General features: G+C 71.0%; 24 protein-coding genes and 4 tRNA genes. 19 read left to right on the top strand and 9 right to left on the bottom strand.

Translation table 11 applies throughout. The features are described 5' to 3' along the window. Positions 1 to 813, bottom strand: a complete 813-nt coding sequence (locus tag EJF31_RS12840; RefSeq protein WP_185736238.1) for a DUF4397 domain-containing protein — start codon at positions 811 to 813, stop codon at positions 1 to 3. A 340-nt stretch (positions 814 to 1,153) separates the two neighbouring features. On the opposite strand from EJF31_RS12840, the gene EJF31_RS12845 reads away from it, so the two are divergent. After that, entirely contained in the window at positions 1,154 to 1,801 is a 648-nt protein-coding gene (locus EJF31_RS12845; RefSeq protein ID WP_125037405.1) for a hypothetical protein, read from the top strand. Positions 1,802 to 1,852: 51 nt separating this feature from the next. Here the strand turns inward: EJF31_RS12845 and EJF31_RS12850 are convergent. Beyond that, positions 1,853 to 1,926 (bottom strand) — tRNA-Phe (locus tag EJF31_RS12850). A gap of 106 nt (positions 1,927 to 2,032) precedes the next feature. On the opposite strand from EJF31_RS12850, the gene EJF31_RS12855 reads away from it, so the two are divergent. The 3 genes from EJF31_RS12855 to EJF31_RS12865 all read left to right on the top strand — a co-directional run bounded on the left by EJF31_RS12855 (position 2,033) and on the right by EJF31_RS12865 (position 2,700). Continuing rightward, positions 2,033 to 2,105: transfer RNA gene (locus EJF31_RS12855), tRNA-Glu, on the top strand. 98 nt (positions 2,106 to 2,203) lie between these two features. Next, positions 2,204 to 2,280: transfer RNA gene (locus EJF31_RS12860), tRNA-Asp, on the top strand. A 63-nt stretch (positions 2,281 to 2,343) separates the two neighbouring features. Beyond that, positions 2,344 to 2,700, top strand: coding sequence for a metallopeptidase family protein (locus EJF31_RS12865; RefSeq protein ID WP_125037406.1), 357 nt, complete (start codon positions 2,344 to 2,346; stop codon positions 2,698 to 2,700). Positions 2,701 to 2,710: 10 nt separating this feature from the next. On the opposite strand, the gene EJF31_RS12870 is transcribed toward EJF31_RS12865, so the two are convergent. From EJF31_RS12870 to EJF31_RS12885, 4 genes are all read right to left on the bottom strand, one after another. Further along, positions 2,711 to 3,925 carry an IS110 family transposase gene (locus EJF31_RS12870; protein WP_125037407.1) on the bottom strand — a complete coding sequence of 405 codons (1,215 nt, stop codon included), beginning with the start codon at positions 3,923 to 3,925 and terminating at the stop codon, positions 2,711 to 2,713. Between the two features lie 232 nt (positions 3,926 to 4,157). Further along, entirely contained in the window at positions 4,158 to 4,511 is a 354-nt protein-coding gene (locus EJF31_RS12875) for a CrcB family protein (protein ID WP_125037408.1), read from the bottom strand. Beyond that, complete coding sequence (locus tag EJF31_RS12880) at positions 4,508 to 4,924, bottom strand: CrcB family protein (RefSeq protein ID WP_185736239.1); 417 nt, start codon at positions 4,922 to 4,924, stop codon at positions 4,508 to 4,510. Before EJF31_RS12880 ends, EJF31_RS12875 begins: the two co-directional genes overlap by 4 nt. After that, positions 4,921 to 5,805 (bottom strand): ATP-binding protein, encoded by an 885-nt coding sequence (locus EJF31_RS12885; RefSeq protein WP_260430815.1) that lies wholly within the window; start codon positions 5,803 to 5,805, stop codon positions 4,921 to 4,923. The genes EJF31_RS12880 and EJF31_RS12885 overlap by 4 nt, the downstream gene beginning before the upstream one ends. A 308-nt stretch (positions 5,806 to 6,113) precedes the next feature. Between EJF31_RS12885 and EJF31_RS12890 the strand changes: the two genes are divergently transcribed. After that, positions 6,114 to 7,595 carry an NAD(P)/FAD-dependent oxidoreductase gene (locus EJF31_RS12890; protein WP_125037411.1) on the top strand — a complete coding sequence of 494 codons (1,482 nt, stop codon included), beginning with the start codon at positions 6,114 to 6,116 and terminating at the stop codon, positions 7,593 to 7,595. Between the two features lie 53 nt (positions 7,596 to 7,648). Beyond that, positions 7,649 to 8,167: a GNAT family N-acetyltransferase gene (locus EJF31_RS12895; protein WP_185736240.1), complete on the top strand. Its 519-nt coding sequence runs from the start codon at positions 7,649 to 7,651 to the stop codon at positions 8,165 to 8,167. 4 nt (positions 8,168 to 8,171) lie between these two features. On the opposite strand, the gene EJF31_RS12900 is transcribed toward EJF31_RS12895, so the two are convergent. Both EJF31_RS12900 and EJF31_RS12905 read right to left on the bottom strand, forming a co-directional pair. Next, positions 8,172 to 9,017 carry a hypothetical protein gene (locus EJF31_RS12900; RefSeq protein ID WP_125037412.1) on the bottom strand — a complete coding sequence of 282 codons (846 nt, stop codon included), beginning with the start codon at positions 9,015 to 9,017 and terminating at the stop codon, positions 8,172 to 8,174. A 99-nt stretch (positions 9,018 to 9,116) separates the two neighbouring features. Beyond that, a tRNA-Lys gene (locus EJF31_RS12905) sits at positions 9,117 to 9,189 on the bottom strand. Between the two features lie 175 nt (positions 9,190 to 9,364). On the opposite strand from EJF31_RS12905, the gene EJF31_RS12910 reads away from it, so the two are divergent. The 11 genes from EJF31_RS12910 (at position 9,365) to EJF31_RS12955 (ending at position 18,927) form a co-directional block, all read left to right on the top strand. Continuing rightward, positions 9,365 to 9,676 carry a hypothetical protein gene (locus EJF31_RS12910; protein WP_125037413.1) on the top strand — a complete coding sequence of 104 codons (312 nt, stop codon included), beginning with the start codon at positions 9,365 to 9,367 and terminating at the stop codon, positions 9,674 to 9,676. Between the two features lie 130 nt (positions 9,677 to 9,806). Next, a complete protein-coding gene (locus EJF31_RS12915; RefSeq protein WP_125037414.1) occupies positions 9,807 to 10,331 on the top strand; it encodes a SigE family RNA polymerase sigma factor in 525 nt (174 codons plus the stop codon). Further along, positions 10,328 to 11,206 (top strand): hypothetical protein, encoded by an 879-nt coding sequence (locus tag EJF31_RS12920; protein WP_125037415.1) that lies wholly within the window; start codon positions 10,328 to 10,330, stop codon positions 11,204 to 11,206. The genes EJF31_RS12915 and EJF31_RS12920 overlap by 4 nt, the downstream gene beginning before the upstream one ends. Before the next feature lie 121 nt (positions 11,207 to 11,327). Next, the gene (locus EJF31_RS12925; RefSeq protein WP_125037416.1) at positions 11,328 to 13,181 is read left to right on the top strand and encodes a bifunctional UDP-sugar hydrolase/5'-nucleotidase; all 1,854 of its coding nucleotides are present in this window, start codon (positions 11,328 to 11,330) and stop codon (positions 13,179 to 13,181) included. 173 nt (positions 13,182 to 13,354) lie between these two features. Continuing rightward, positions 13,355 to 14,077, top strand: coding sequence for a hypothetical protein (locus EJF31_RS12930; protein ID WP_125037417.1), 723 nt, complete (start codon positions 13,355 to 13,357; stop codon positions 14,075 to 14,077). A 54-nt stretch (positions 14,078 to 14,131) separates the two neighbouring features. Beyond that, positions 14,132 to 15,280 carry an NAD(P)/FAD-dependent oxidoreductase gene (locus tag EJF31_RS12935; RefSeq protein WP_125037418.1) on the top strand — a complete coding sequence of 383 codons (1,149 nt, stop codon included), beginning with the start codon at positions 14,132 to 14,134 and terminating at the stop codon, positions 15,278 to 15,280. A gap of 296 nt (positions 15,281 to 15,576) precedes the next feature. Continuing rightward, entirely contained in the window at positions 15,577 to 15,780 is a 204-nt protein-coding gene (locus EJF31_RS12940) for a cold-shock protein (protein WP_122818838.1), read from the top strand. 236 nt (positions 15,781 to 16,016) lie between these two features. Continuing rightward, a complete protein-coding gene (locus EJF31_RS21895) occupies positions 16,017 to 16,181 on the top strand; it encodes a hypothetical protein (RefSeq protein WP_182535807.1) in 165 nt (54 codons plus the stop codon). Between the two features lie 88 nt (positions 16,182 to 16,269). Next, positions 16,270 to 16,569: a metal-sensitive transcriptional regulator gene (locus tag EJF31_RS12945; protein WP_125037419.1), complete on the top strand. Its 300-nt coding sequence runs from the start codon at positions 16,270 to 16,272 to the stop codon at positions 16,567 to 16,569. Positions 16,570 to 16,589: 20 nt separating this feature from the next. Then, positions 16,590 to 16,799, top strand: coding sequence for a heavy-metal-associated domain-containing protein (locus EJF31_RS12950; protein WP_125037420.1), 210 nt, complete (start codon positions 16,590 to 16,592; stop codon positions 16,797 to 16,799). 7 nt (positions 16,800 to 16,806) lie between these two features. Beyond that, positions 16,807 to 18,927 (top strand): cation-translocating P-type ATPase, encoded by a 2,121-nt coding sequence (locus EJF31_RS12955; RefSeq protein WP_125037421.1) that lies wholly within the window; start codon positions 16,807 to 16,809, stop codon positions 18,925 to 18,927. Between the two features lie 5 nt (positions 18,928 to 18,932). Here the strand turns inward: EJF31_RS12955 and EJF31_RS12960 are convergent, their stop codons facing one another. After that, positions 18,933 to 19,979 (bottom strand): hypothetical protein, encoded by a 1,047-nt coding sequence (locus EJF31_RS12960; RefSeq protein WP_125037422.1) that lies wholly within the window; start codon positions 19,977 to 19,979, stop codon positions 18,933 to 18,935. A 41-nt stretch (positions 19,980 to 20,020) separates the two neighbouring features. On the opposite strand from EJF31_RS12960, the gene EJF31_RS12965 reads away from it, so the two are divergent. Both EJF31_RS12965 and pstS read left to right on the top strand, forming a co-directional pair. Further along, complete coding sequence (locus EJF31_RS12965; protein WP_125037423.1) at positions 20,021 to 20,878, top strand: NUDIX hydrolase; 858 nt, start codon at positions 20,021 to 20,023, stop codon at positions 20,876 to 20,878. A 180-nt stretch (positions 20,879 to 21,058) separates the two neighbouring features. Further along, entirely contained in the window at positions 21,059 to 22,162 is a 1,104-nt protein-coding gene (pstS, locus tag EJF31_RS12970) for a phosphate ABC transporter substrate-binding protein PstS (RefSeq protein ID WP_125037424.1), read from the top strand. Positions 22,163 to 22,231 lie beyond the last annotated feature (69 nt).

Here is a 22,231-nt window from a genome sequence, read left to right on the forward strand (position 1 = left end):
CTACACGGACCACCCGCGGAGCCAGCCGAACAGCGACAGCATGCGTGTCCAGAAGACCAGGCGTGCGGTGTCGACGGACCCGTCCGGGCGGACGAAGCCGGCCGATCCGGTGTCGACCGTCGACGGGGTGCCGGTGGCGCTGGTGGTCTCCAGCGGCAGGACCTGGACGATCGCGTCCATGCTGCCGTCGCGCGGGGCGCCGATGGCGAAGACCCGGGTCAGGGCGCCCGCCTTGATCGCGAGGTCGACCGGGCCGAGCAGCGGCTTGCCGCCACCGGTCGGGACGACGGCCACGCTGTACGTCGTGGCCGGGACCTCGGCGCTGACGAACTCGCCGTTGGCGATGTTGGTGAACAGCGTCTTGCCGCCGGCGGTGATGTCGGCCGGGGGCACCACGGCGGTGTGCGCCACCATCAGGCGGCCCTTGTCGCTGGGGACCGGGGCCACGTCGTTGTCGAAGACCGTGACGACCGGCTGCTTGCCCGCGTCGGCCGGCCAGTGCACGACCACGTCCTGGCTGCCGGCCACGCTGACGGAGCTGGAGACCTCCCAGTCCGCGGTCTTGAACACGACCGTGTGGTCGCCCGGCGAGACGTCGACGGGCCCGATGACGTCCTTCGCCGCGACGCCGGACTGCACGGCCTTGCCGTCGATGGTGATGTCGACGCTGGCGCCGGGGACGCCCTGGAGCAGGTAGAGGGCCGGGGGCACCTTGGCGGAGGCGGGGGAGCCGGTGAGGAAGGTGGTGAGCAGCGCGAGGATCGCGGCGAGGAGCACGGACGTGGGGAGGAGGCGTGGACGGGTCTGGGACATGGAGGACGACATGGACGGGACTCCGGAGGACGGCCGAGTGATGAGAACCAGGACAGGGAGCCGGTTCGCGGTCCGAGTGTCGACGGCCGTGCTCGTGGTGACGGCGCAGCCACCCGGTGTCCCCCGTCGGCGCCAGTGGCCTAGGCCACTGTACGAGCCGATTTGACAGGTTGTCACCGTATACTTCGTCACGCGGGGTGGGAGGGAAGGCTTCGGGCCAATGCGTTCCGACAGCGCGTCCTCGGGAGGGGGGAGTCGCGCCCCCCAGGTCAGACGCCAGCGGCGTGGGAGCCACGCCGGGCGGCGTCGCGCCGTCGGGCGAAGCAGTCCAGGCGTCTGGATGGTCCCCATCCTCGCGACCCTCACCGTGCTCCTGGTGCTGGGTGGCTGGCAGGTCTACCAGGTCGCCACCGAGGAGACTCCGGTGAGCGCGTCCGACCCCGGCACCGACGTCAACGCCGTCGGCACCGAGATGGAGGTCTCGATCGGCGACGCCGGACGGATGCACTTCGTCGAGACCGTCACCTTCCCCACGGCCCGGTCGCAGCTCGACCTCTCCGTGCCCCGGCGCATGGGGGCGGGTGCCGACTTCCGGCCCGTGGTCAGCTCGCTCGTTGTGCGCGAGCCCGGCAGCGCCGAGGTCAAGCCGCTCGAGCTCGGCGACCGCACCACCGTCCACCTCACCCGGTCGGCGGTCACCGTCGTGCTCGAGTACGACGCGAGCGGTGTCGTGAACCGGTCCGGTGACGCGTCCACCCCCGACCGCGCCCTGGCCCTGGTCACCCCGCTGGTCGTGGAGCAGGCCCGGCGGCTGCCCGCCGTCGTACGCGTGTCGTCGGTGAAGGTGCTCAACGTCGGCTGCCTGCGCGGCTCCACCCTCGTGGGCTGCGGGACCCAGACCGCGGACGGCTGGGCCGTGGAGAGCTCCGGCTCGGAGGGCGACGTGCTCAGCGACGTGCTGGCCCAGTTGAACCTCGCCGTGCCGTAGGGGAAATGACGAAGGCCGCGACCCCAGGGGGATCGCGGCCTTCGGTGCTTGTGGGCAGGGGCGGGGTCGAACCGCCGACCTATCACTTTTCAGGCGATCGCTCGTACCAACTGAGCTACCTGCCCAAGCGAGGAGCAACCATACCCGAGGTCGTCGGCCCCACGAAAATGGGGTGAACGAGTGATTTTGGAGGCCGCGGAGGCGCGCCCCTATGCTGTCCGGGCAGTCCCAGCCCCCATCGTCTAGCGGCCTAGGACGTCGCCCTTTCACGGCGGTAGCACGGGTTCGAATCCCGTTGGGGGTGCGGTCATCGGCCTGCTGGGTCCCGATTGGGAGACAGCAGCAACGATGGGTTAGAGTTCCACCCGCTTCACCAAGTGAAGCAACAGCACCACCAATCCTGGCCCCGTAGCGCAGTTGGTTAGCGCGCCGCCCTGTCACGGCGGAGGCCGCGGGTTCGAGTCCCGTCGGGGTCGCCACAGCGAACGCTCCGGATCTCACCGAGATCCGGAGCGTTTGTCATTTCCCGACACAATGAGGGCATGCCCCTCGAGCTCGACCCCAAGGCCTTCGACGCCCTCGTCGACGAGGCCCTCGACGGCATCCCGACCGAGATCGCCTCGCTGGTGCACAACGTGGTCGTGCTCGTCGAGGACGAACCGCCGGAGGACGAGCCCGACGACCTGCTGGGCCTCTACGACGGGATCGCGCTCACCGACCGCTGGGGCGACCCGACGATGGACCTGCCGGACCGGATCTTCATCTTCCGCAACCCGCTGCTCGACCTGTGCGGGTCCCGTGCGGAGCTCGTCGAGGAGGTCCGCATCACCGTCGTGCACGAGGTGGCCCACCACTTCGGCATCGACGACGACCGGCTGCACGAGCTGGGCTACGGCTGAGAGCCCTATGTCAAGCAGCCTCCTGAGGGAGGTTGTTGAGTCGGCCGTGTAGGTCGGGGTTGTAGGGCTGGTGGTCTTGCCAGCAACGCCACAGGATCCTGGTCCAGGCTTGGGCCAGGATCCGGGCTGCGTGTGGGTGGCGGCAGCCGCGGTCGCGGGCTCGGTAGTAGGTGTCGTGGGCCCAGGCGTTGGCGCGTGGGGTGTCTTGGGCCCAGTCGATGAGCGCGTGGCGGAGTTGTTTGTTGCAGCCGCGGCGGTAGGCGACGTTGAGGTGTTTGCCGGACTGTCGGGTCGAGGGTGCGACGCCGGCTGCCGCGGCGAGTGCTGCGGGGTCGGGGAACCTGGCGCGACAGTCGCCGATCTCGGCGAGCAGGGTGGCCGCGCGGACAACCCCTGCGCGGGGCAGGGACTGGAAGATCGGGCCGTCGGCGTGGGCGAGGAGGGCTTCCTTGATCCGGGCCTCGAGTGCTGACTGGTCCTCGCGGAGTTTCGTGAGGACGTCGACCAGGGTCAGCACGATGAGTTCGCCGGCCTCTGCAGCGGCACCGCTGATACGTCCAGTCGCTGCGTCATGCAAGTGCTCGATCAACTCGGCTGGTGGCTTGCGGCCGAAGTAGCTGTTGGCCTTGAGCCAGTGGGCGAGTCGGATCTCGGACAGCCAGGCAGCCTTCGCTTCGGACGGGAAGCGCCGTAGGAACGCCAAGCTGATGCCGATGTCGAGCTGGCTGAACAGGCCGATCGCGCCGGGGAAGTTGTGCTGCAGCACCGCGAGGAGCTGGTTGTGGACCGCGATCCGGTGCCCGATCAGGTCCTGGCGGGCCCGGACCAGCATCCGCAGCGCGACCGTCTCATCGGAGTCTGGTTGGACGACAGCCCAGCGGCCGGCGTCCGTGCGCAGCGCGTCGGCCAGCACGAAGGCGTCGAACCGGTCGTCCTTGTTCCCGGCGCTGCCGTAGCGGGCCCGCAGCGACTTCACCTGCCGCGCTGAGATCACTACGACCTGGAACCCGTCGCGGATCAGGTGGTCGACCAGCGGTCCGTCGCCACGTTCGATCCCAACCTGGGTCACGCCGTGACGCTTGAGGAGGGTGGTGATCTTGCCCAGGCCTGGCCTGGAATGCGGGACCGTGACCTCGTCGATCCGCTGTCCCTCGACGTTGACGATGCACAGTGCGTGGTGCTGCCAGGACCAGTCGATCCCGGCGAAAGTGGGCGTAGCCTCCATGGTGAGTGCTCCTTCCGTCAGCCCACGGATTCAGCACTCCGGTCCGGGACGTGACGGTCGGTCGCTCACTGAGGCGCTCCGGGGATCACAAAGGGGCCCGTGGCGCATAGCCCTATGGCCGATCTGCACGTTCCGGGCCACCGGGCCCTGCAACTCTCAGCCAGGTCATCGCCGAAACGTGACTCGCTCAGCTCGGCAGTGACCCGGCAGCGCCGGGGTGCAGACAAGACACTTACGCCTGTCTGACCCAACGGTCCACCAGTGACCCGAGCGCGAAGCCGAGCGCGCAGGCGGCCAGCGAGAGCCCCAGCGTCGCGACGACGTACGTCGATCCCGCGCGCCGGCCGCCGGCGTGCGCCTGGACGGCGAACGAGCTGTAGGTGGTGAAGCCGCCGCAGAAGCCCGTGCCGAGCAGCGCCATCGCGTGGCCCGACAGGCCGAGCGCGCTGAACAGTCCGAGCAGGAACGAGCCGGCGACGTTCGCGGCCAGCGTCCCGCGGTGGAGGCGGCCGTCGACGGTGTGCGCGAGCAGGAGGCGCAGCGGGGCGCCGACGGCCGCGCCCAGCGCGACGAGGAGCGCGGTCACTCGTTGCCCTCCTCGGCCTCGAACTCCGCCTGCTCGGCGGGCGTGGCGAGGTGCGAGACCAGGGCGACGGCCACGAGGCAGGCGGCGAGGGTGCCGAACAGGTAGCTGCCCGCCAGGAGCGTGTCACCGGCGGCCAGGAGCGCCCGCGTCTGCTCCGAGGCGGCCGAGAGGGTCGTGAAGCCGCCGAGCACGCCGGGACCGAGGAAGACGGCCAGCTCGCGGGAGCGACGTACGGGGGGGAGAGCGGGGAGCAGGGCGAGGGCGGCGGAGCCGGCGACGTTGATGGCGAAGACGGTCCAGGGGAAGCCGGCGCTGTCGGGGAAGGCCTCCCCGAGCGCCCAGCGGGCGACCGCGCCGAGGGCGCCGCCCAGCGCCGCCGCGACGAGGAGTCGCGGGGGAGGCGGTGGGGTCACGACACGCTGCTGCGTCGGCTGGTCACGGCGGCATCGTGCCACGCGACCGGCTGCTCGCCGGCGGCCTGCCGGACGAACTCGCCGAGGAACCAGCCCTGGAACTGCTGCTGCTCGGGGGTGCGCGCGAGCGAGAGGAGACGCTCCGCGCGGCAGAAGGCGTCGGCGAGGTCGAGCAGCTCGATCAGCCGGGCGATCTGCTCGACGGTGCCGGGGTGCACCCGCACCTCGATGTCGGTGACCTCGTCGCCGGCGCCGAGCGCCAGCTCGATCTGGTCGGACCCCATGCCCTCGCGGAGGTCGTGCTCGAGGGTGCCGAAGAGGTCGGAGAGGTTCTTGGCGAGCGGGTAGTCCGCCTCGTGCGCGAGCGCCAGCAGGCGGACCTCGCGGCGCAGCTCGCGGTAGTGGCGCTGGAACTGCTGGTAGTCGCGGAGCGGGACGTCGGCGATCGCCACCGTCACGTCGTCGGGGCGGGCCTCGTCGTCGTCGGGGCCCTCCATGCGGCCGGTGATGACCCCGTCGACCATCGTCTCGCCGGGCTCGGGCGCGGGGGTGAACCAGACGACCTTGCCGTCGTCGTCGATGTCGGCGCCCCAGGCCGTGGCGCAGCGGGCCACGATGCCCAGGCCGCGGCCGAAGGTCAGGAGGAGGTCGTCGTCGCCGTCGATGCCCTCGGTCGGCAGGACAGGGGGCTCGGTCGAGCCGTCGCGCACCTCGACCCGGGGGTGCTCACGGGTGCCGCGGACGCGCACCTGGATGGGTGCCTCGGCGTGGAGCAGGGCGTTGGTGACGAGCTCAGAGACCCCCAGCTCGGCGCACTCGGTCAGCTCGTCGCGGCCCATGTCGGCGCAGGCGTCAACCACCCAGCGGCGTGCGTTCTGCACGCCACGGGGTCCCGAGCCCAAGGACAGGGCGGGCCGGTTGAGCGGCACAGTGTTTCTCCGGACCGGTGTGTGAAGGTGTCGACATTCTCCGGTCGTCTACCCATGACATCCGGGAATGAAACCCCGGGAAAGTGAAGTTGTCGTCTGTCTGGACAACCCCCGCACCACCGGTCCCGGAGGCCCCTGTGGGTGTGGGAACGTGGCGGCCGGACACCTGATTGGTCAACCGGCGGCGCGCGGCGGAACAATGGGCACCACACACGGGTCGGCCCTGACGGGTCGACCTCCTCGATGCAGGAAGGTTCGACATGGCCGTCACCCAGCCGGAGAACGGATCCCAGGAGCGTCACCAGGTCGTCGTGATCGGCTCCGGGTTCGGTGGCCTGTTCGGGACCAAGGCGCTGCGCCGGGCCGACGTCGACGTGACGATGGTGGCCAAGACGACCCACCACCTCTTCCAGCCGCTGCTCTACCAGGTTGCCACCGGCATCCTCTCCGAGGGCGAGATCGCGCCCCCGACCCGCGAGGTGCTCAGCACCCAGAAGAACGCCCGCGTCCTGCTCGGCGAGGTCACCGACATCGACCTCGAGGCCCGCACCGTCACCTCGCAGGTCCTGGGCCGCGAGACGGTCGTCGGCTACGACTCGCTGATCGTGGCGGCCGGCGCCGGCCAGTCCTACTTCGGCAACGACCAGTTCGCCGAGTTCGCCCCCGGCATGAAGTCGATCGACGACGCCCTCGAGCTGCGTGGCCGGATCTTCGGCGCCTTCGAGATGGCCGAGCTCGGCGCGACCCGCGGCGACGACGTCGACCACTTGCTGACCTTCGTGGTCGTCGGCGCAGGCCCCACCGGCGTGGAGATGGCCGGTCAGATCGCCGAGCTCGCGCACCGCACCCTGCGCCGCGACTTCCGCCGGATCAACACCAAGCACGCGCGCGTCGTCCTCGTCGACGCCGCCCCGCAGGTGCTCCCGCCCTTCGGCGCCAAGCTCGGCGCCAAGACGCAGCAGGAGCTCGAGAAGCTCGGCGTCGAGGTCATCCTCGGCGCGATGGTGACCGACGTCGACGAGCGCGGCATCGAGATGAAGTTCAAGGACGGCCGTGTCGAGCGGATCAACACCGTCACCAAGATCTGGGCCGCCGGCGTGCAGGCGAGCCCGCTCGGCAAGACCCTGTCCGAGCAGACCGGCGCCCCGCTCGACCGCGCCGGGCGGATCAGCGTCAACCCCGACCTCACGCTCCCGGGCCACCCCGAGGTGTTCGTGGTCGGCGACATGATCTCGCTCGACAACCTCCCGGGCGTCGCGCAGGTCGCGATCCAGGGCGCCAAGTACGCCGCCAAGGAGATCGACCACCGGATCAAGGGCAAGCCCTCGCAGCCGGCGTTCAAGTACTTCGACAAGGGCTCGATGGCGATCATCAGCCGCTTCCGGGCGGTCGCCATGGTCGGCAAGCTCCGCCTCACGGGCGTCATCGCCTGGTTGATGTGGCTGGCCGTGCACCTCGTCTACATCACCGGCTTCAAGAACCGCGTCACCGCGGTCCTGCACTGGTTCGTCTCGTTCCTGGGCCGGGGCCGCTCCGAGCGGACCACCACCGAGCAGCAGATCTTCGCGCGCAGCGCGCTGGCGCGGCTCAAGCGTGGCGCCGCCGACCTGGTCTCCGACCCGGGCGCCTACGACGCCGCCCGCGAGCTGCTCGAGACGACCCGCCGAGCCGAGCTCGAGGCGCGTGCCGCCGAGGAGGCCCGCCTCACCGACGCCGGCGAGCGCGGCGTCCACGTGGGCTGAGCCGACCCGAAAACGGGTGGGCCGCCGGGTCCCGGCGCTGGTGGAATGGACCCATGACCGCGCTCGTGACGCCCGACGTCCGCTGGCACGCCTCGTGGGCGGCCTCGATGCAGGAGTTCGGCGAGGCCTACCCGCACGGCTCCGGCCTGGGTGACCCCGCGCCGACGTACGACGAGGCCGGCTGCGCGGCGTACGTCGCCTGGCTGCTGGGCGCCGCGAGCCACCCGATCCGCGAGGACTGGGTGCGCTGCTCCTTCTTCTGGATCACCGACGGTGACGGTTCGGACGCCGAGGTCATCGGCTTCCTCGCGCTGCGGCACGAGCTGAACGACTGGCTGCTCGAGGAGGGGGGCCACATCGGCTACTCGATCCGCCCGTCGCGGCGACGCGAGGGACACGCCTCCCGGGCGCTCGCCCTGGCGCTGATCGAGGCCAAGGGGCTCGGCCTGGAGCGGGCGCTGGTGACCTGCGACGAGGACAACGACGGGTCGCGCGGCACCATCGAGGCCAACGGCGGCGTCTACGAGGACAGCCGCAACGGCAAGCGGCGCTACTGGATCGCCACGAGCTGACGGGTCAGTCGCGCGTCGGGCGGTAGTGGCGCAGGACCCGGGTGAACTCGGCCGGGTCGACCATCGAGGCGTCGACGACGAACGGCGACATGCTGCGGCGGTGGAACAGCACCCGCCAGTTGCGGTCGCCGGGCTCCCCGATGACGTCGATCGGGGTGTAGTGGCTGGCGAGGTCGAAGACGTTGCGGCCGCCGCCGCGGACGATCTCGAGCTGGCCGCCCCGCACCGTCAGGTGGGCCGTCGCGGCACCCGCCCGCACGCCCCAGACCACCATGGTCAGCAGCGCCAGGGCGGCGGCGATGCCGATGGCGGGAGTGGTGCGGTCGAGGTAGGCGACGTACCCGGCGACGGCCGTGGCCGCGACGCAGACGAGCAGCAGCAGGGCGACGAGGCGGCGGGTGCCGGTGCGGGGCGCGAACTCGACCACGCCGGGGATCACGTCGTGCTCCGGCTCCGGCTCACGTGCAGCCGGGGGCTCGGGTGCGGCCTCCGGGGCGGCGGCCTGGGGCAGCGGTTCCGCGGCCACCGCCCCTCGGGACTCCTCGGCCACCGGGGCGCTGGTCACCGGTGCGCTGTTGAAGAGGTCGAACACCGCGCGGCCGGGATCCTCCGGCTCGGGCTGCGGTTCGGGCTCCGGCGGGAGCGCCAGGATGGGGACGATGTCGGGCTCGAGCGCGAGCTCCTCGTGGTGGGAGGGGACGAAGGACTCGTCGAACAGCGGGTCATCCACGATCTCGATGGGCGGCTCGATGTCGTTGTCCTCCTCGGCGCGACCCTCGCGGTGCGCCAGCCAGCGATCGAAGAGGTCGAAGGCCGACTCGCCCGCCGCGCCCGAGCTCGCGTTTCCCATGCCTGAAAAACTACGCCCGGAGGCCCGCGTTACGTGTGTGATCGGTCATGTCTGGACACCCGCGTGGGGGCCCGTGGCGCTTGTGGCGGGTGTGGTGGGTGGGCCCCGTGGGACTCGAACCCACAACCAAGAGATTAAAAGTCTCCTGCTCTGCCAATTGAGCTAGAGGCCCGGGGACGCCGGTGCAGCCGTCCGCGCGGCCGTATCTTCGCAGATCGCCGCGACCGGACCGTCGCGGCCGTGGACGCAGACGCAGCCGCAGAACCCAGGAGGTTCGGCCACGCGCTGAACCTGACAGTGCCGTGAGGGCGTTGAGGAAGTCACACACCCCACAGGAAGGCAGTCCGATGAACGCATCCATCACCCGCAGGTTCGGCAGTGTCGCCGCAGGGACGGGAGCCGCTGCCCTGATCCTTCTGCTCGGCTGCCCCGCGGCCATCGCCGACCAACCGTCCGCCGGCCCGTCGTACGACCCGGAGCAGATCTCCAGTGGTGTCCCGGGTGGGCGCTGGACGCCGGTCACGGTCGTCCACGACACCCGACCGGGACCGTCCTCCTTCCACTACGAGGACGCGGGGCTCGGCGCAGCGACCGGTGCCGTGGTCGTCGGCGGAGCCATCGTGGCCATGTCGCTGCGACGCCGGACCTCGCTCACCTGAGCCCAGGGAAACCAGCGGCCGGCCGGACTGAACCATCCGGCCGGTTCGCGGCGTTGAGGGAGTCAGGCAGATCGGGTTGCCGGGGCCACGGAAAGCATGGTGCAGTGAGCGTGCGGGAGCAGGAGGTGCCATGCACCTTGCGGAGCAGGAGGAGTTCGCGGAGTTCGTCCGCGCCCAGCACGCCTCCCTGTTCCGCACGGCGTACCTCATGACGGGGGACTACCAGCGCGCCGAGGACATCGTCCAGACCGCCCTGGTCAAGGTGTTCCTGCGCTGGCGGCGGATCCAGTCGATGAGCCAGCCCGGTGCCTACGCGAAGCGGATCGTCGCCAACCAGACCCTCTCGTGGTGGCGGCGCAGGTCGTCGACCGAGAGCGTCGTGGCCACTCTCGGCGATCGCGGGGTGCCCGGACACGAGCAACGGGTGACCGAGCGCGACGCCATGTGGCGCGCGGTCCTCCAGCTCCCTCCGCGGCAGCGGGCGGTCATCGTGCTTCGCTACTACGAGGACCTCTCCGAGGCCGAGACCGCCGAGGTGCTCGACATGGCCGTCGGCACCGTCAAGAGTCACGCCAACGCCGCCCACCGCCGGCTCGCGACGTTGCTGGACGATCCCGCCCACGCGGTGGAGCACTCGGAGAAGAGGTCGAGGTGACCGTCGAGGACAGGGTGCGTGGCGCGCTGCGCGAGGTCGGTGCCGGGGTGGTGCCCCCGGTGCCCGACCCGGCACGGTACGCCGCGTCCGCGACGCGGCTACGTCGTCGGCGGCGCCTCGCCGCGGTCGTCGGGACGCTCGTCGTGGGTCTGCTCGCCGTCGGCGTGCCCCGGATGGACCTGTCGTCCGGTCAGGGGGAGGTCACCAAGCACCTCGATCTGCCCGGGCGGCTCAGCGACCTCGGTTCCTACGACTTCATCGCGCCCGGCTCGTACGTCGCCGACTTCTCGGGGGCACCGACCTGGTTCCCGCGCGTCGTTGTCACCGTTCCTCCGGGCTTCAGCACGGATGGCTGGCTGTACGACGCCCTTGGTGACGGGCCGGAGTCGAGTGCCAGTGGCCGGGCCCACCGGCAGCTCGCCTTCTGGACCGTCGACGCCGTGAACACCAACGCCTGCCGCGGTCCGGACCACTGGGTCAGCGCGGGAACCACCGCTCAGGACCTCCTGACGGCACTCCGGCGGGTGCCCGACCTGCGGTTGGGTGACGCCCGGCTGATCACCCTGGACGGCTACCCGGGGTTGCGAGTCCGCCTGTCGCAGCCGGCGGCGCAGGTGTGGGATGGCTGCTCGCTCGCCGAGCTCAATGTCTGGCGCTCCGCGGACCTCGGGGTGCTGTACCAGCGGGACGTCCCGCGGGCCGAAGCGTGGGTGCACGACCTCTGGATCGTGGATGTCGATGGCTCCCGCGTGGTGCTGGACGCCGAGCACCTTCCCGGGGTGTCGGCGGACCAGCTGGCCGAGCTCCAGCACATCATCGCCACCGCCGCGTTCGTGCCGTTCGGGAGCACGCCCGCGGCAACACAGGGTCCCTGACGACCGAAGGCGGCGTCTGCGGACGGTGTCCGGGGTTCGTGGCGTGCTCCGCGGGTTCTTGTGGCGCTGGGAGGGGTCGGCCGGGATACGGTCCCGGCATCCATCTCGGAAGGAGCTCCACATGCATCTCAACGGTCGCCGTGTCAGCGCGCTCTCGGTCGTCGCGCTCACGTCGCTGTCTCTCGGGTTCGGTGCCATCGCCGGATCGAGCGAAGCGGCCACCCGTCAGTCGCACCCGGACGCGCGCAGCGTCTACTCCCACCTGGAGAAGTCGGGGGCGAAGGACTACGTCAAGCTCGACCTCCTGGCTCTCAACGACTTCCACGGGAACCTCGAGACCGTGCCGTCGACCAGCTCGAGCGGACGCATCAACAACACCCCCGCGGGTGGGGTGGCCTATCTCGCCCAGCTGGTCCGTCAGGAGAGGAAGAGCTCGCGCGCCGCGGGTGCCGTCCCGCTGACCGTGGCCGCCGGCGACCTCATCGGTGCCTCGCCGCTGCTCTCGGCGGCCTTCCACGACGAGCCGACCATCAAGGCGATGAACAAGATCGGCCTGCAGGTCGCGTCGGTCGGCAACCACGAGTTCGACGAGGGATGGCGCGAGCTGCGCCGCATGCAGAACGGCGGCTGCCTCGCCGACGGCCCCGACGGCGCCAACGGCCAGAACTCCTGCCCGGCGGACCAGGGCTTCGACGGAGCGGACTTCCAGTACCTCGGCGCCAACGTCAAGTGGAGCGACCCGTCCGCGCACAAGCGTGACACCGTCTTCCCGGCCACCAAGATCTTCGACGTCGACGGGCAGAAGGTCGCCTTCATCGGCATGACGCTCGAGGGAACCCCCGCGATCGTCAGCCAGGCCGGCATCCAGGGCCTCACCTTCACCGACGAGGTCGAGACCGCCAATGCCCTGGTCCCGATGCTGGAGGAGAAGGGTGTCGAGTCGATCATCGTGCTCCTGCACGAGGGCCTGACGCCCACCGACGCCACGGCCTACAACGACTGCACCGGTCCGGTCGGGCCGGCTCTCGAGATCGCCCAGAACCTCAGCCCCGCCATCGACGCGGTCGTCTCGGGCCACACGCACCAGCCCTACAACTGCGTCGTCCAGGACCCCGCGGGCAACCCGCGCCTGCTCACGAGCGCGGCGTCGTTCGGCCGGATGGTCACCAAGCTGCACCTGCTGATCGACCCCGCGACGCACGACGTCGTACGGCCGGCGGCGTACGCCCGGAACATGATCGTCGACAACGGTGACTCGGTGACCCCGTCGGCCGACCTCCTCAAGCTCATCGACACCTACAAGACGCTCGTCGCCCCGATCGCCAACGAGGTCATCGGCCACATCGAGCCCGGCACCTCGATCGTCAAGACCCCCGACGCCAACGGCGGCGACTCGCCCCTCGGCAACCTGATCGCGGACGCCCAGAAGGCGGACGGCTCGGTCGTGTCCAACGGCAAGGCACCCGTCATCGCCCTGATGAACCCCGGCGGCATCCGTGCGGACCTCGTGGAGAACGACGCCGGCGACGTCACCTACAGCTCCGCCTTCTCCGTGCAGCCGTTCAACAACTTCGTGGTCTCGATGGACCTGACCGGGGCGCAGATCAAGGCCGTGCTCAACCAGCAGTGGAACGGTCCCAACGAGACGGCCAACAAGATCATGCAGGTCTCGGGCCTGACCTACACCTGGGACAAGTCGGACGCCGCCCTCCCCGACACCAACGCCCTCGTCGGCGACGTGCTCGTCGACGACGACGGTGACGCCGCGACGCCGATGGTGCCCATCGTGGACGGGACGACCTACCGGGTCGTCGCGAACAACTTCATGTCCGACGGCGGTGACAACTTCACCACCTTCAAGGAGGGCGCGAACAAGCTCGTCGGCGGGCTCGACATCGACTCGCTCCGCACCTACCTCCTCGCCCACGACCCGGTCGGCCCCACACCCACCGACCGGATCTCGCAGCAGGGCTGACCAGCAGGTCAACCACACCAGCAGGCCCCCGCTCCACGACGGAGCGGGGGCCTGTCTGGTCCGGTCACCCCCCGATTGGGGACGCCCGGACGACCGAAAGGAGGATGTCGGCCGGGGTCCCCGGTCATAGGGTCCCTGCAGGACTCGGAGCGACCTGGGGAGGGGCGATCGTGGTGACGCGTGTCCGCGTGCCGTCGTACCGGCCGAAGCCGACGCGCCAGCAGCGCCTCGCCTACGGCGGGGTCCTCTTCGGTGCCGCCTCCTTCCTGACCGTGCTGGCCCTGCAGCCGCAGCTCGTGACGCAGGCGGGCCGGCAGCTGACCGACCTCGTCCGCGAGGTCCCGGTCGCGTCCGGGCCGCTCCACGGCACCGTCCTCGAGCGCCTCCCGCACCCGCACACCCCGGCCCCTGCGCCCGGACCGGCCAGCACCCCCGCCACCCCCTCGGCTCCCGCGACGTCCACGCCCTCGGCCGGGACCGCGAGCGGTCACGGGGCGCACTTCGTGGGCAGCAGTCCGGCCACGGGCGGCCACGCGCCCGGAGGTCACCCGTCACCGCCGACCTCGCCCGTGCCCGGCAACGGCCACACGGCCGGGCCGATCACCGGGATCATCCACCCTCCGGTCGTGATCGTCGCCGACGGCGTCGACCAGGCGACCGGTGGCGCCAGCTCGCCGGTCACCGGACCAGCCGTGCAGGTGGTCGACGGCGCCACGGGGGCGCTCGACGGCGCCCTGGGCGGCGGCCACGGGCACGGCCACGCCTACGGCCACACCAAGCACGGCTCGAAGCACGAGTCGAAGCACGAGTCGAAGCACAGCTCCAAGCACGAGGCCAAGCCCGAGCACAAGGCCGGGCACGCCAAGCACGGGAAGCACGCCAAGCGCCAGCACTGACCCGTCCCCAGGATTCGGGGCGCCAGGGGTGCCCCGGATCGCTAGCGTGCAGGGATGCGCATCGTCGTCCTGGGTGCGGGCTTCGGGGGCCTCGAGATCGCCAGCCGCCTGTCCGCGGAGTTCGGTGACGCCCTCGACCTGGTCCTGGTCGACCGGGCCGACGCGTTCGTCTTCGGCTTCAGCAAGCTCGACGTGATGTTCGGCCGGACCAGCGCCGAGCACGTCGTGCACCGCTATGCCGACGTGGTCCGGCCCGGGGTCCGCTTCGCGCGGGCGACCGTGCGCGCGATCGACCCGGTGGCGCGCCGGGTGGTGACCGACGACGAGGTGCTCGAGGCCGACGTGCTGGTGATCGCGCTGGGCGCGGACCTGCATCCCGAGGCGACGCCCGGCCTGGTCGAGGGCGGCCACGAGTTCTACACGGTGGAGGGCGCGTTCGCGGTCCGCGAGGTCCTGGAGCGCTTCGAGGGCGGCCGCGTCGTGGTGGCCGTGACGTCCACCCCGTTCAAGTGCCCCCCGGCGCCCAGCGAGACGGCCTTCCTCGTGCACGACCTGCTCGAGCGACGCGGCCTGCTCGACCGCTCGCAGGTGTCGCTGGTGATGCCGCTGCCGGCGCCGATCCCGCCGTCGCCCCAGGCCTCGCGGGCGATCCTCACGGCGTTCGCGGAGCGCGGGATCGCCTGGCACCCCGAGACGCTGGTGCGCGGCATCGACCCGGCGCGGAAGGTCGCGGTCCTCACCGACGGCGGCGAGCTGCCGTTCGACCTGCTCCTCGCCGTCCCCGTGCACCGGGCGCCGGCGGTCGTCGTCGAGGCCGGGCTGACCCAGGACGGCTGGGTGCCCGTGGACCCGTTCACGCTCGAGACCCGCTTCCCCGACGTCTACGCCGTGGGCGACGTGACCAGTGTCGGGACGCCCAAGGCGGGCGTCTTCGCCGAGGGCCAGGCGGCGGTGGTGGCGGACGCGATCGCCGCACGGATGCGCTCCGACGGCGCCGGAGCGACGTACGACGGGCGCGGGATCTGCTACCTCGAGCTCGGCCACGACGAGGTGGCGCGGGTGGAGGTGGTCTTCCGGCCGGGGGAGATGCCGGTGGGCTCGCTGGAAGGGCCGACGGCCCAGCTGGCCGCCGACAAGGCGGCGTTCGGGGCGGAGCGGGTGCAACGGTGGTTCGGCCGTTCCTGGGAGCAGCTGGCGCGCTGACCGTGCCCCCGGAGGATCGCCGTCGTTAGCGCGCCTGTCACGCGTGCGTAGCAGAACCTTCATGCCTCCGGCGAAGAAAGTGTGTCCCGGAAGCGTGAACCTCGCCCATACCTTGCTAGTGTCGACGCCAGCAACAGGTGCAAGTTCCAGCAGGTCTGACGCCCGCGGAGTTTGTGATCCAACGGCGTTTCGTTTTTGTGGCTCCAAATCCACATGTCGGAGCGACGTGTCACCGCATCTGATGCGGGGCCGTCGAAGTGACGGCCTCATCGCACCGATATAGGAGTACAGAGCACATGGCTCAGGGCACCGTTAAGTGGTTCAACGCCGAGAAGGGTTTCGGCTTCATTGCGCAGGAGGACGGCGGCGACGACGTCTTCGTGCACTACTCGGCCATCCAGACGCAGGGCTACAAGTCCCTGGATGAGAACCAGAAGGTTGAGTTCGACGTCACCCAGGGTCCGAAGGGCCCCCAGGCGGAGAACGTTCGCGCGATCTGATCTCGCGAACCTGAGGACCGGGCAGCACCTGTCCGACGTCTTCGTGTGACGAGGCCTCACCCCTTCGGGGGTGGGGCCTCGTTCCGTTTGTGCAGCGGCCGCCCGCGGAGTGGCCCGGACGGGTGGTGTGGCACCACCCACACGGGTCAGATTTGGTTCAGAGCGTTTGGCGGTTGTGGCGCTCGGGCAGGCTTGTCACACGGGGAGTCAATGTTGTCTTGTCACGAGGAGTCCAGGTGCACGACCAGTTCGACGTCACCCTTGAGGACGCCGACCTTCTCGGCGAGGTGGAGCTCACCACCAACCTGATCATCGCTGCGTCCGAGTCCGACGACCACCTGTCCGAGGGTCAGATCGACGACATCCTCGGCGTCGTCCCGCAGCCGCGCCAGGCCCAGTAGCCCGCGCCCCTTCCCTCCGTCCTCTCCTCTCGGGCCGCTGCCGTCGCCCGCCCTTGAATGCCATACCCCATGGGGGTAACCTCGAGGCATGCCGGACGACGAGCACCAGCACGGGTACATCCACCGCAAGGACGACTACCTCAAGCGGCTGCGCCGCATCGAGGGCCAGGCCCGCGGCCTCCAGCGGATGGTCGAGGAGGAGAAGTACTGCATCGACATCCTCACCCAGGTGTCCGCCGTGACCAAGGCCCTCCACGCCGTCTCGATCGGCCTGCTCGAGGAGCACATGCAGCACTGCGTCGTCGACGCCGCCCGCGCCGGTGATGCCGAGGCCCGCGAGAAGGTCGCCGAGGCCGTCGACGCCATCGCCCGGCTCGTCCGGTCCTGACCCACGCTGAGGAGCGATCCATGTCTTCCGTCTCCACCACCTTCACCGTCAACGGCATGACCTGCGGCCACTGCGTCGCCTCGGTCACCGAGGAGATCTCCGAGATCGACGGGGTCCAGGACGTCGCCGTCGTCCTCGAGACCGGTGCCGTCACCGTCACCAGCAGCCACGAGCTGGACCGCGCGAGCGTCGAGGCTGCCGTGACCGAGGCGGGCTACGCACTGACATGAGCCCCCGATGAGCACCGACGTCGAGCTCGCGATCTCCGGGATGACGTGCGCGTCGTGCGCCAACCGGATCGAGCGCAAGCTCAACAAGCTCGAGGGCGTCACCGCGACGGTCAACTACGCCACCGAGCGGGCGCGCGTCACTTATCCGGGCACGCTCACGACGGACGACCTGGTCGCCACGGTCGAGGCGGCGGGGTACGTCGCGTCGCTGCCGCGCCCGGAGACCGACGACGCCCCGGAGGTCGACGTACTGCGTCGGCGGCTGGTGGTCGCGGCGGTGCTGAGCGTCCCGGTCCTGCTCCTGGGGATGGTGCCGGGCCTGGGGTTCCCCGGGTCGGGCTGGGTGTCCCTGGTGCTGACCACGCCGGTCGTGGTGTGGGCCGGCCTGCCGTTCCACCGCGCCGCGCTGGCCAACGCGCGGCACCTCACGACCACCATGGACACGCTGGTGTCGGTGGGGGTGGGGTCGGCGTACGCCTGGTCGGTCGTGGCGCTGGTCATCGGCGGCCACCTCTACCTCGAGGCGGCGGCGGTCGTGACGACGTTCCTGCTGGCGGGGCGGTGGTTCGAGAAGCGGTCGAAGCGGCGGGCGGGCGCCGCGCTGCGCGCGTTGATGGAGCTCGGGGCCAAGGAGGTCACGGTGCTCCGCGACGGCGTCGAGCAGCTGGTGCCGGCCGAGCGGCTGGTGGCGGGTGACCTCTTCGTCGTGCGGCCGGGGGAGAAGGTCGCGACCGACGGGGTCGTGGAGAACGGCACGTCCGCCGTCGACGCCTCGATGCTGACCGGCGAGTCCGTGCCGGTCGAGGTCGGGCCGGGCGACGAGGTCGTGGGCGCGACCGTCAACGCGGGCGGCCGGCTGGTCGTGCGCGCGACGCGCGTCGGGACCGACACACAGCTGGCGCAGATGGCGCGGCTGGTCGAGGAGGCGCAGAACGGCAAGGCGCAGGCGCAGCGGCTGGCCGACCGGATCTCCGGGGTGTTCGTGCCGGTCGTGATCGTCCTGGCGTTGCTGACCCTCGCCGGCTGGCTGCTGGCCGGTGGCACCGCCACGGAAGCCTTCACCGCGGCTGTCGCGGTCCTGATCATCGCCTGCCCCTGCGCGCTGGGTCTGGCCACGCCGACGGCGCTGATGGTCGGCACCGGCCGGGGCGCCCAGCTCGGCATCCTGATCCGCGGGCCGGAGGTGCTGGAGTCCACGCGGCGCATCGACACCGTGGTGCTCGACAAGACCGGCACGGTCACGACCGGCCGGATGTCGCTGGTCTCCGTCGTGGCCGCGTCCGGTGAGTCCGTCGAGGACGTACGCCGGCTCGCCGCGGCCGTCGAGGCCGCCTCGGAGCACCCCGTCGGGCGGGCGGTCGCCGCGGCTGTGCCGGATCCTGAGCCGGTCGAGGACTTCGCCAACGAGCCGGGGCTCGGGGTGACCGGCCGGGTCGCGGGGATCCCCGTGGTCGTCGGCGGTTCCGGGTTGTTCGCCGACCGTGGCCTCGTCGTGCCCGAGGACCTGGTCGCCGCGGTCTCCACGGCGCAGGCGCTCGGACACGTCGCCGTGCTCGTCGGGTGGGACGGCCGGGCCCGCGGCGTGCTCGCGGTCGCCGACACGGTGAAGCCGACCTCGGCCGAAGCGGTCCGGTCGCTGCGTGAGCTGGGCCTGACGCCGGTGCTGCTGACCGGCGACCACGAGCGGGCCGCGCGGGCCATCGCCGCCGAGGTGGGCATCGAGCGGGTCGTCGCCGGGGTGCTGCCCTCCGGCAAGGTCGACGAGATCCGCCGCCTGCAGGCCGAGGGTCGGGTCGTCGCGATGGTGGGTGACGGTGTCAACGATGCCGCTGCGCTGGCACAGGCCGACCTCGGGCTCGCGATGGGCACGGGGACCGATGTCGCGATCCAGGCCAGTGACCTGACGCTGGTCCGCGGGGACCTGCGGGTGGCGGCGGTCGCCGTACGGCTGGCGCGGCGGACGCTCGGCACCATCAAGGGCAACCTCTTCTGGGCGTTCGCCTACAACGTGGCCGCGCTGCCGCTGGCCGCGGCCGGGCTGCTGGACCCGATGATCGCCGGCGGCGCGATGGCGCTCTCGTCGGTGTTCGTGGTCAGCAACAGCCTGCGCCTGCGCCGCTTCTCCTGACGGGGTCAGCAGGTGGCGAAGAGGAGCGGGCCGCTGCTCAGGTCGGAGAGGACGTAGGCACCCTTCACCGGGGTGAGGTCCATCGTCACCAGCGACCCGTCGGCGGCGACCTTGCCGAGCTTGAAGCGGTCGGCGAAGTCGCCACCCTGGCCGGGGGCCGGGCCGCTGGCGAGGGCGGCGCGCGAGTCGGCGTTGGTCTTGGCCTGGTCGTCGGACTCGAAGCCCATGACCACGAGCACGTGGCCCGAGGGCTGCACCGACATCGCGAAGGCGCTGATCGGGTTGACCTTGCCGGCCTGCGTGACCAGCGACTCGGCCTCCTGCTGGTCGGAGGGGTCGGCCTGGCTCATCGCCAGGGCCGAGCAGGTGTAGTCCCCGGTGTAGACCGAGGCGGCGAGCGGCTCCCCCGAGGCGTCGGTGACGTCGGCGAGACCCTCCGGGCCGCCGTCGTCGAGATGGCCGATCGTCGTGTGGAGGTAGTCGGCGGTGTCGCTGGTCAGCACCAGGTGGTCGGCCTCGTCGAGGGCGACGTACTGCAGCTCGGGCGTCAGCCCGGCCGCGATCGAGGGGAGCAACGACCCGCCGCCCTGCCAGACGCCCTTGTCGTCGGACGGCCGGGTGAAGCCGAGGCTGGTCAGGTGGGCCTCGAGGCTGCCGAAGTCGGTCGAGTCGGGCATCCGCAGCATCACGACCGCGCCCTGCTTGGACTGGCTGAAGAGCTCCCACTGCACCGACGCGGGGGAGAAGCCGAACTTCTGCTGCAGGACGTCGGCGGACTCCAGCAGCGCCGAGGACGGGCTGAGGTCGCGCTCGTAGGCCTTGTTCAGGAAGGCGTCCATGTCGTGCACCGAGGAGTCGGCGGACAGGGAGGCGCCCAGCTCGGTGCGCACGGCGGCCCAGTCGGTCCACGAGAGCCGCTCCGCGTCGGGCGGGGCCATGTGGACGGCTCCCTCGAAGTCGGTGCCGCTCGAGGCGCGCCACCACAGGAAGCCACCGGCGACGAGGGCGAGCACGAGCACGCCGACGCCCGCGAGGACTGTCCGCTGCGGCACTGGCTCTCCTGATCGGGCTCGGGTGATGTGAGACTACTGGCATGCCCCAGAGGGACGTGCTCGCCGCCGGCGCCGTGGTCTTCCGTCCCGGGAAGCGCGTGCTCCTGGTCCATCGCCCCAAGTACGACGACTGGTCCTTCCCCAAGGGCAAGGTCGATCCGGGCGAGCACGTGACGGCGGCGGCGGTCCGCGAGGTGGCCGAGGAGACCGGAGTCCACGTCCGGCTCGGGGCCCCGCTGAGTGCGCAGCGCTATCCCAACGGCGACCGGATGAAGAATGTCGCCTACTGGACCGGCCGGGCGGTCGGCGACGACGACGTCTCGGGCTACCTGGTCAACACCGAGATCGACGACGTGCGCTGGGTGGACTTCGACGAGGCGGTCGGGCTGCTGACCTACCCCCACGACGTGGACACGCTGCGCGAGGCGGCGAAGATGCGCCGCAAGACCCGGGCGCTGGTGGTGCTGCGCCACGGCCAGGCCCGCTCGCGGAAGGCGTGGCGCAAGGACGACCGGCTGCGCCCGCTGATGGCGGCCGGACGGCTGCAGGCCCAGCACCTGGTGCCGGTGCTCGCGGCGTACGACGTGACCCGCGTGGTCAGCTCCAGCTCGACGCGCTGCGTGGAGTCGGTGGCGCCGTACGCCGACGTCACGGGCTGGAAGCTCGAGCTCGAGGACGCGCTCAGCGAGGAGGCGGCGACGGCCCACGACGTGCTGCGGATCATCGACGACCTGGTGCACGGCGACGAGGGGGCGGTGCTGTGCAGCCACCGTCCGGTGCTGCCCGCCGTGTTCGACGCCCTGGGGCTGCGCGACCCCGACCTGGAGCCGGGGAGCATGCTCGTGGCGCACCTGCGCAAGGGGGCCGTGGTGGCCACGGAGATCCAGTCCGTGCGGTGATTTCCGGGTCCGCTGTCAAGCGATCCGGGGCTTGTTCACGTGATCGCCGTCTCACCACCGCCGGTTTGTGGACGATTGGGCGATTCGAGTTCACCCCTCGTTCACCGACGCCCCCGGAGCCGTCCACCTGCGCTGCCTAGCGTCCTTGATGTCATCACCCCAGACATCAGGAGTTACGAAGTGAAGAGCACTTCCATCCGCCGGGCAATCGTGCCCGGGATCGCTGCCCTCACGCTGGCCCTGTCCGCCTGTGGCGCCGGCAACGAGTCGTCCAGCACCGACAGCAGCTCGAGCGGCTCGGTGAGCGGGACGCTGAACGGCGGCGGCTCGTCCGCCCAGGAGTCCGCGCAGGCTGCGTGGAAGGCCGGCTTCCAGGGCGCCAACAGCGGCGCGACCGTGAACTACGACCCGGTCGGCTCCGGCACGGGTCGCGAGAACTTCATCTCCGGCGCCTACAAGTTCGCCGGCTCCGACTCGGCGCTCAGCACCGACGAGGGTGAGCTCGACAAGGCGAAGCAGGCGTGCGGCGGCGAGGACCCGATCGAGGTCCCCGCGTACGTGTCCCCGATCGCCGTGGTCTACAACCTCCAGGGCGTCGACAAGCTCCAGCTCGACGCGCCGACGATCGCCGAGATCTTCGCCGGCAAGATCACCAAGTGGAACGACCCGGCCATCGCCGACCAGAACCCCTCCGTGAAGCTGCCGAGCACCACGATCACGCCCGTGCACCGCTCGGACGACTCGGGCACCACGAACAACTTCACCGACTACCTCGAGCAGGCTTCCGAGGGCAAGTGGACCTACCCGGCCGACAGCATCTGGCCGATCAAGGGCGGCGAGGCCGGCGACGGCACCTCCGGCCTGGTGGCCGCGGTCAAGGCCGGCGACGGCACCATCGGCTACGCCGACGAGAGCCAGGCCGGTGACCTCGGCGTCGCCTCGATCAAGGTCGGGGACAGCTACAACGCGCCGTCCGCCGAGGGTGCCGCCCAGGTGCTGGCGAACTCGCCGCGCGTCTCGGGCCGGGCCGACACCGACATGGCCATCGAGGTGAACCGCAAGGACACCGACGCGGGCGCCTACCCGCTGATGCTCACGTCGTACCTCATCGCCTGCCAGCACTACGACACGCAGTCCGACGCCGACCTGGTCAAGGGCTACCTGTCCTACGCCGTGTCGACCGAGGGCCAGCAGGCCGCGGCGACGCAGGCCGGCTCGGCGCCGCTCGACAGCAAGCTGCAGCAGGAAGCCGCAGCGATCGTCGACAAGATCGCCGTCAAGTAACGTCCGAAACACTGCATCATCGGATGCGGCGGGCCGAAACACTCGGCCCGCCGCTTCCGGCATTCCGAG

Source organism: Nocardioides sp. LS1 (assembly GCF_003865225.1).
Taxonomy (GTDB): domain Bacteria; phylum Actinomycetota; class Actinomycetes; order Propionibacteriales; family Nocardioidaceae; genus Nocardioides; species Nocardioides ginsengisegetis.

Bases quoted from the DNA above. Each gene is read 5' to 3' on its own strand.
- EJF31_RS12840 (WP_185736238.1), bottom strand. From the start codon at position 813: ATGTCCCAGACCCGTCCACGCCTCCTCCCCACGTCCGTGCTCCTCGCC.
- EJF31_RS12845 (WP_125037405.1), top strand. From the start codon at position 1,154: ATGGTCCCCATCCTCGCGACCCTCACCGTGCTCCTGGTGCTGGGTGGC.
- EJF31_RS12865 (WP_125037406.1), top strand. From the start codon at position 2,344: ATGCCCCTCGAGCTCGACCCCAAGGCCTTCGACGCCCTCGTCGACGAG.
- EJF31_RS12870 (WP_125037407.1), bottom strand. From the start codon at position 3,925: ATGGAGGCTACGCCCACTTTCGCCGGGATCGACTGGTCCTGGCAGCAC.
- EJF31_RS12890 (WP_125037411.1), top strand. From the start codon at position 6,114: ATGGCCGTCACCCAGCCGGAGAACGGATCCCAGGAGCGTCACCAGGTC.
- EJF31_RS12895 (WP_185736240.1), top strand. From the start codon at position 7,649: ATGACCGCGCTCGTGACGCCCGACGTCCGCTGGCACGCCTCGTGGGCG.
- EJF31_RS12900 (WP_125037412.1), bottom strand. From the start codon at position 9,017: ATGGGAAACGCGAGCTCGGGCGCGGCGGGCGAGTCGGCCTTCGACCTC.
- EJF31_RS12910 (WP_125037413.1), top strand. From the start codon at position 9,365: ATGAACGCATCCATCACCCGCAGGTTCGGCAGTGTCGCCGCAGGGACG.
- EJF31_RS12915 (WP_125037414.1), top strand. From the start codon at position 9,807: ATGCACCTTGCGGAGCAGGAGGAGTTCGCGGAGTTCGTCCGCGCCCAG.
- EJF31_RS12925 (WP_125037416.1), top strand. From the start codon at position 11,328: ATGCATCTCAACGGTCGCCGTGTCAGCGCGCTCTCGGTCGTCGCGCTC.
- EJF31_RS12935 (WP_125037418.1), top strand. From the start codon at position 14,132: ATGCGCATCGTCGTCCTGGGTGCGGGCTTCGGGGGCCTCGAGATCGCC.
- EJF31_RS12940 (WP_122818838.1), top strand. From the start codon at position 15,577: ATGGCTCAGGGCACCGTTAAGTGGTTCAACGCCGAGAAGGGTTTCGGC.
- EJF31_RS12945 (WP_125037419.1), top strand. From the start codon at position 16,270: ATGCCGGACGACGAGCACCAGCACGGGTACATCCACCGCAAGGACGAC.
- EJF31_RS12950 (WP_125037420.1), top strand. From the start codon at position 16,590: ATGTCTTCCGTCTCCACCACCTTCACCGTCAACGGCATGACCTGCGGC.
- EJF31_RS12955 (WP_125037421.1), top strand. From the start codon at position 16,807: ATGAGCACCGACGTCGAGCTCGCGATCTCCGGGATGACGTGCGCGTCG.
- EJF31_RS12965 (WP_125037423.1), top strand. From the start codon at position 20,021: ATGCCCCAGAGGGACGTGCTCGCCGCCGGCGCCGTGGTCTTCCGTCCC.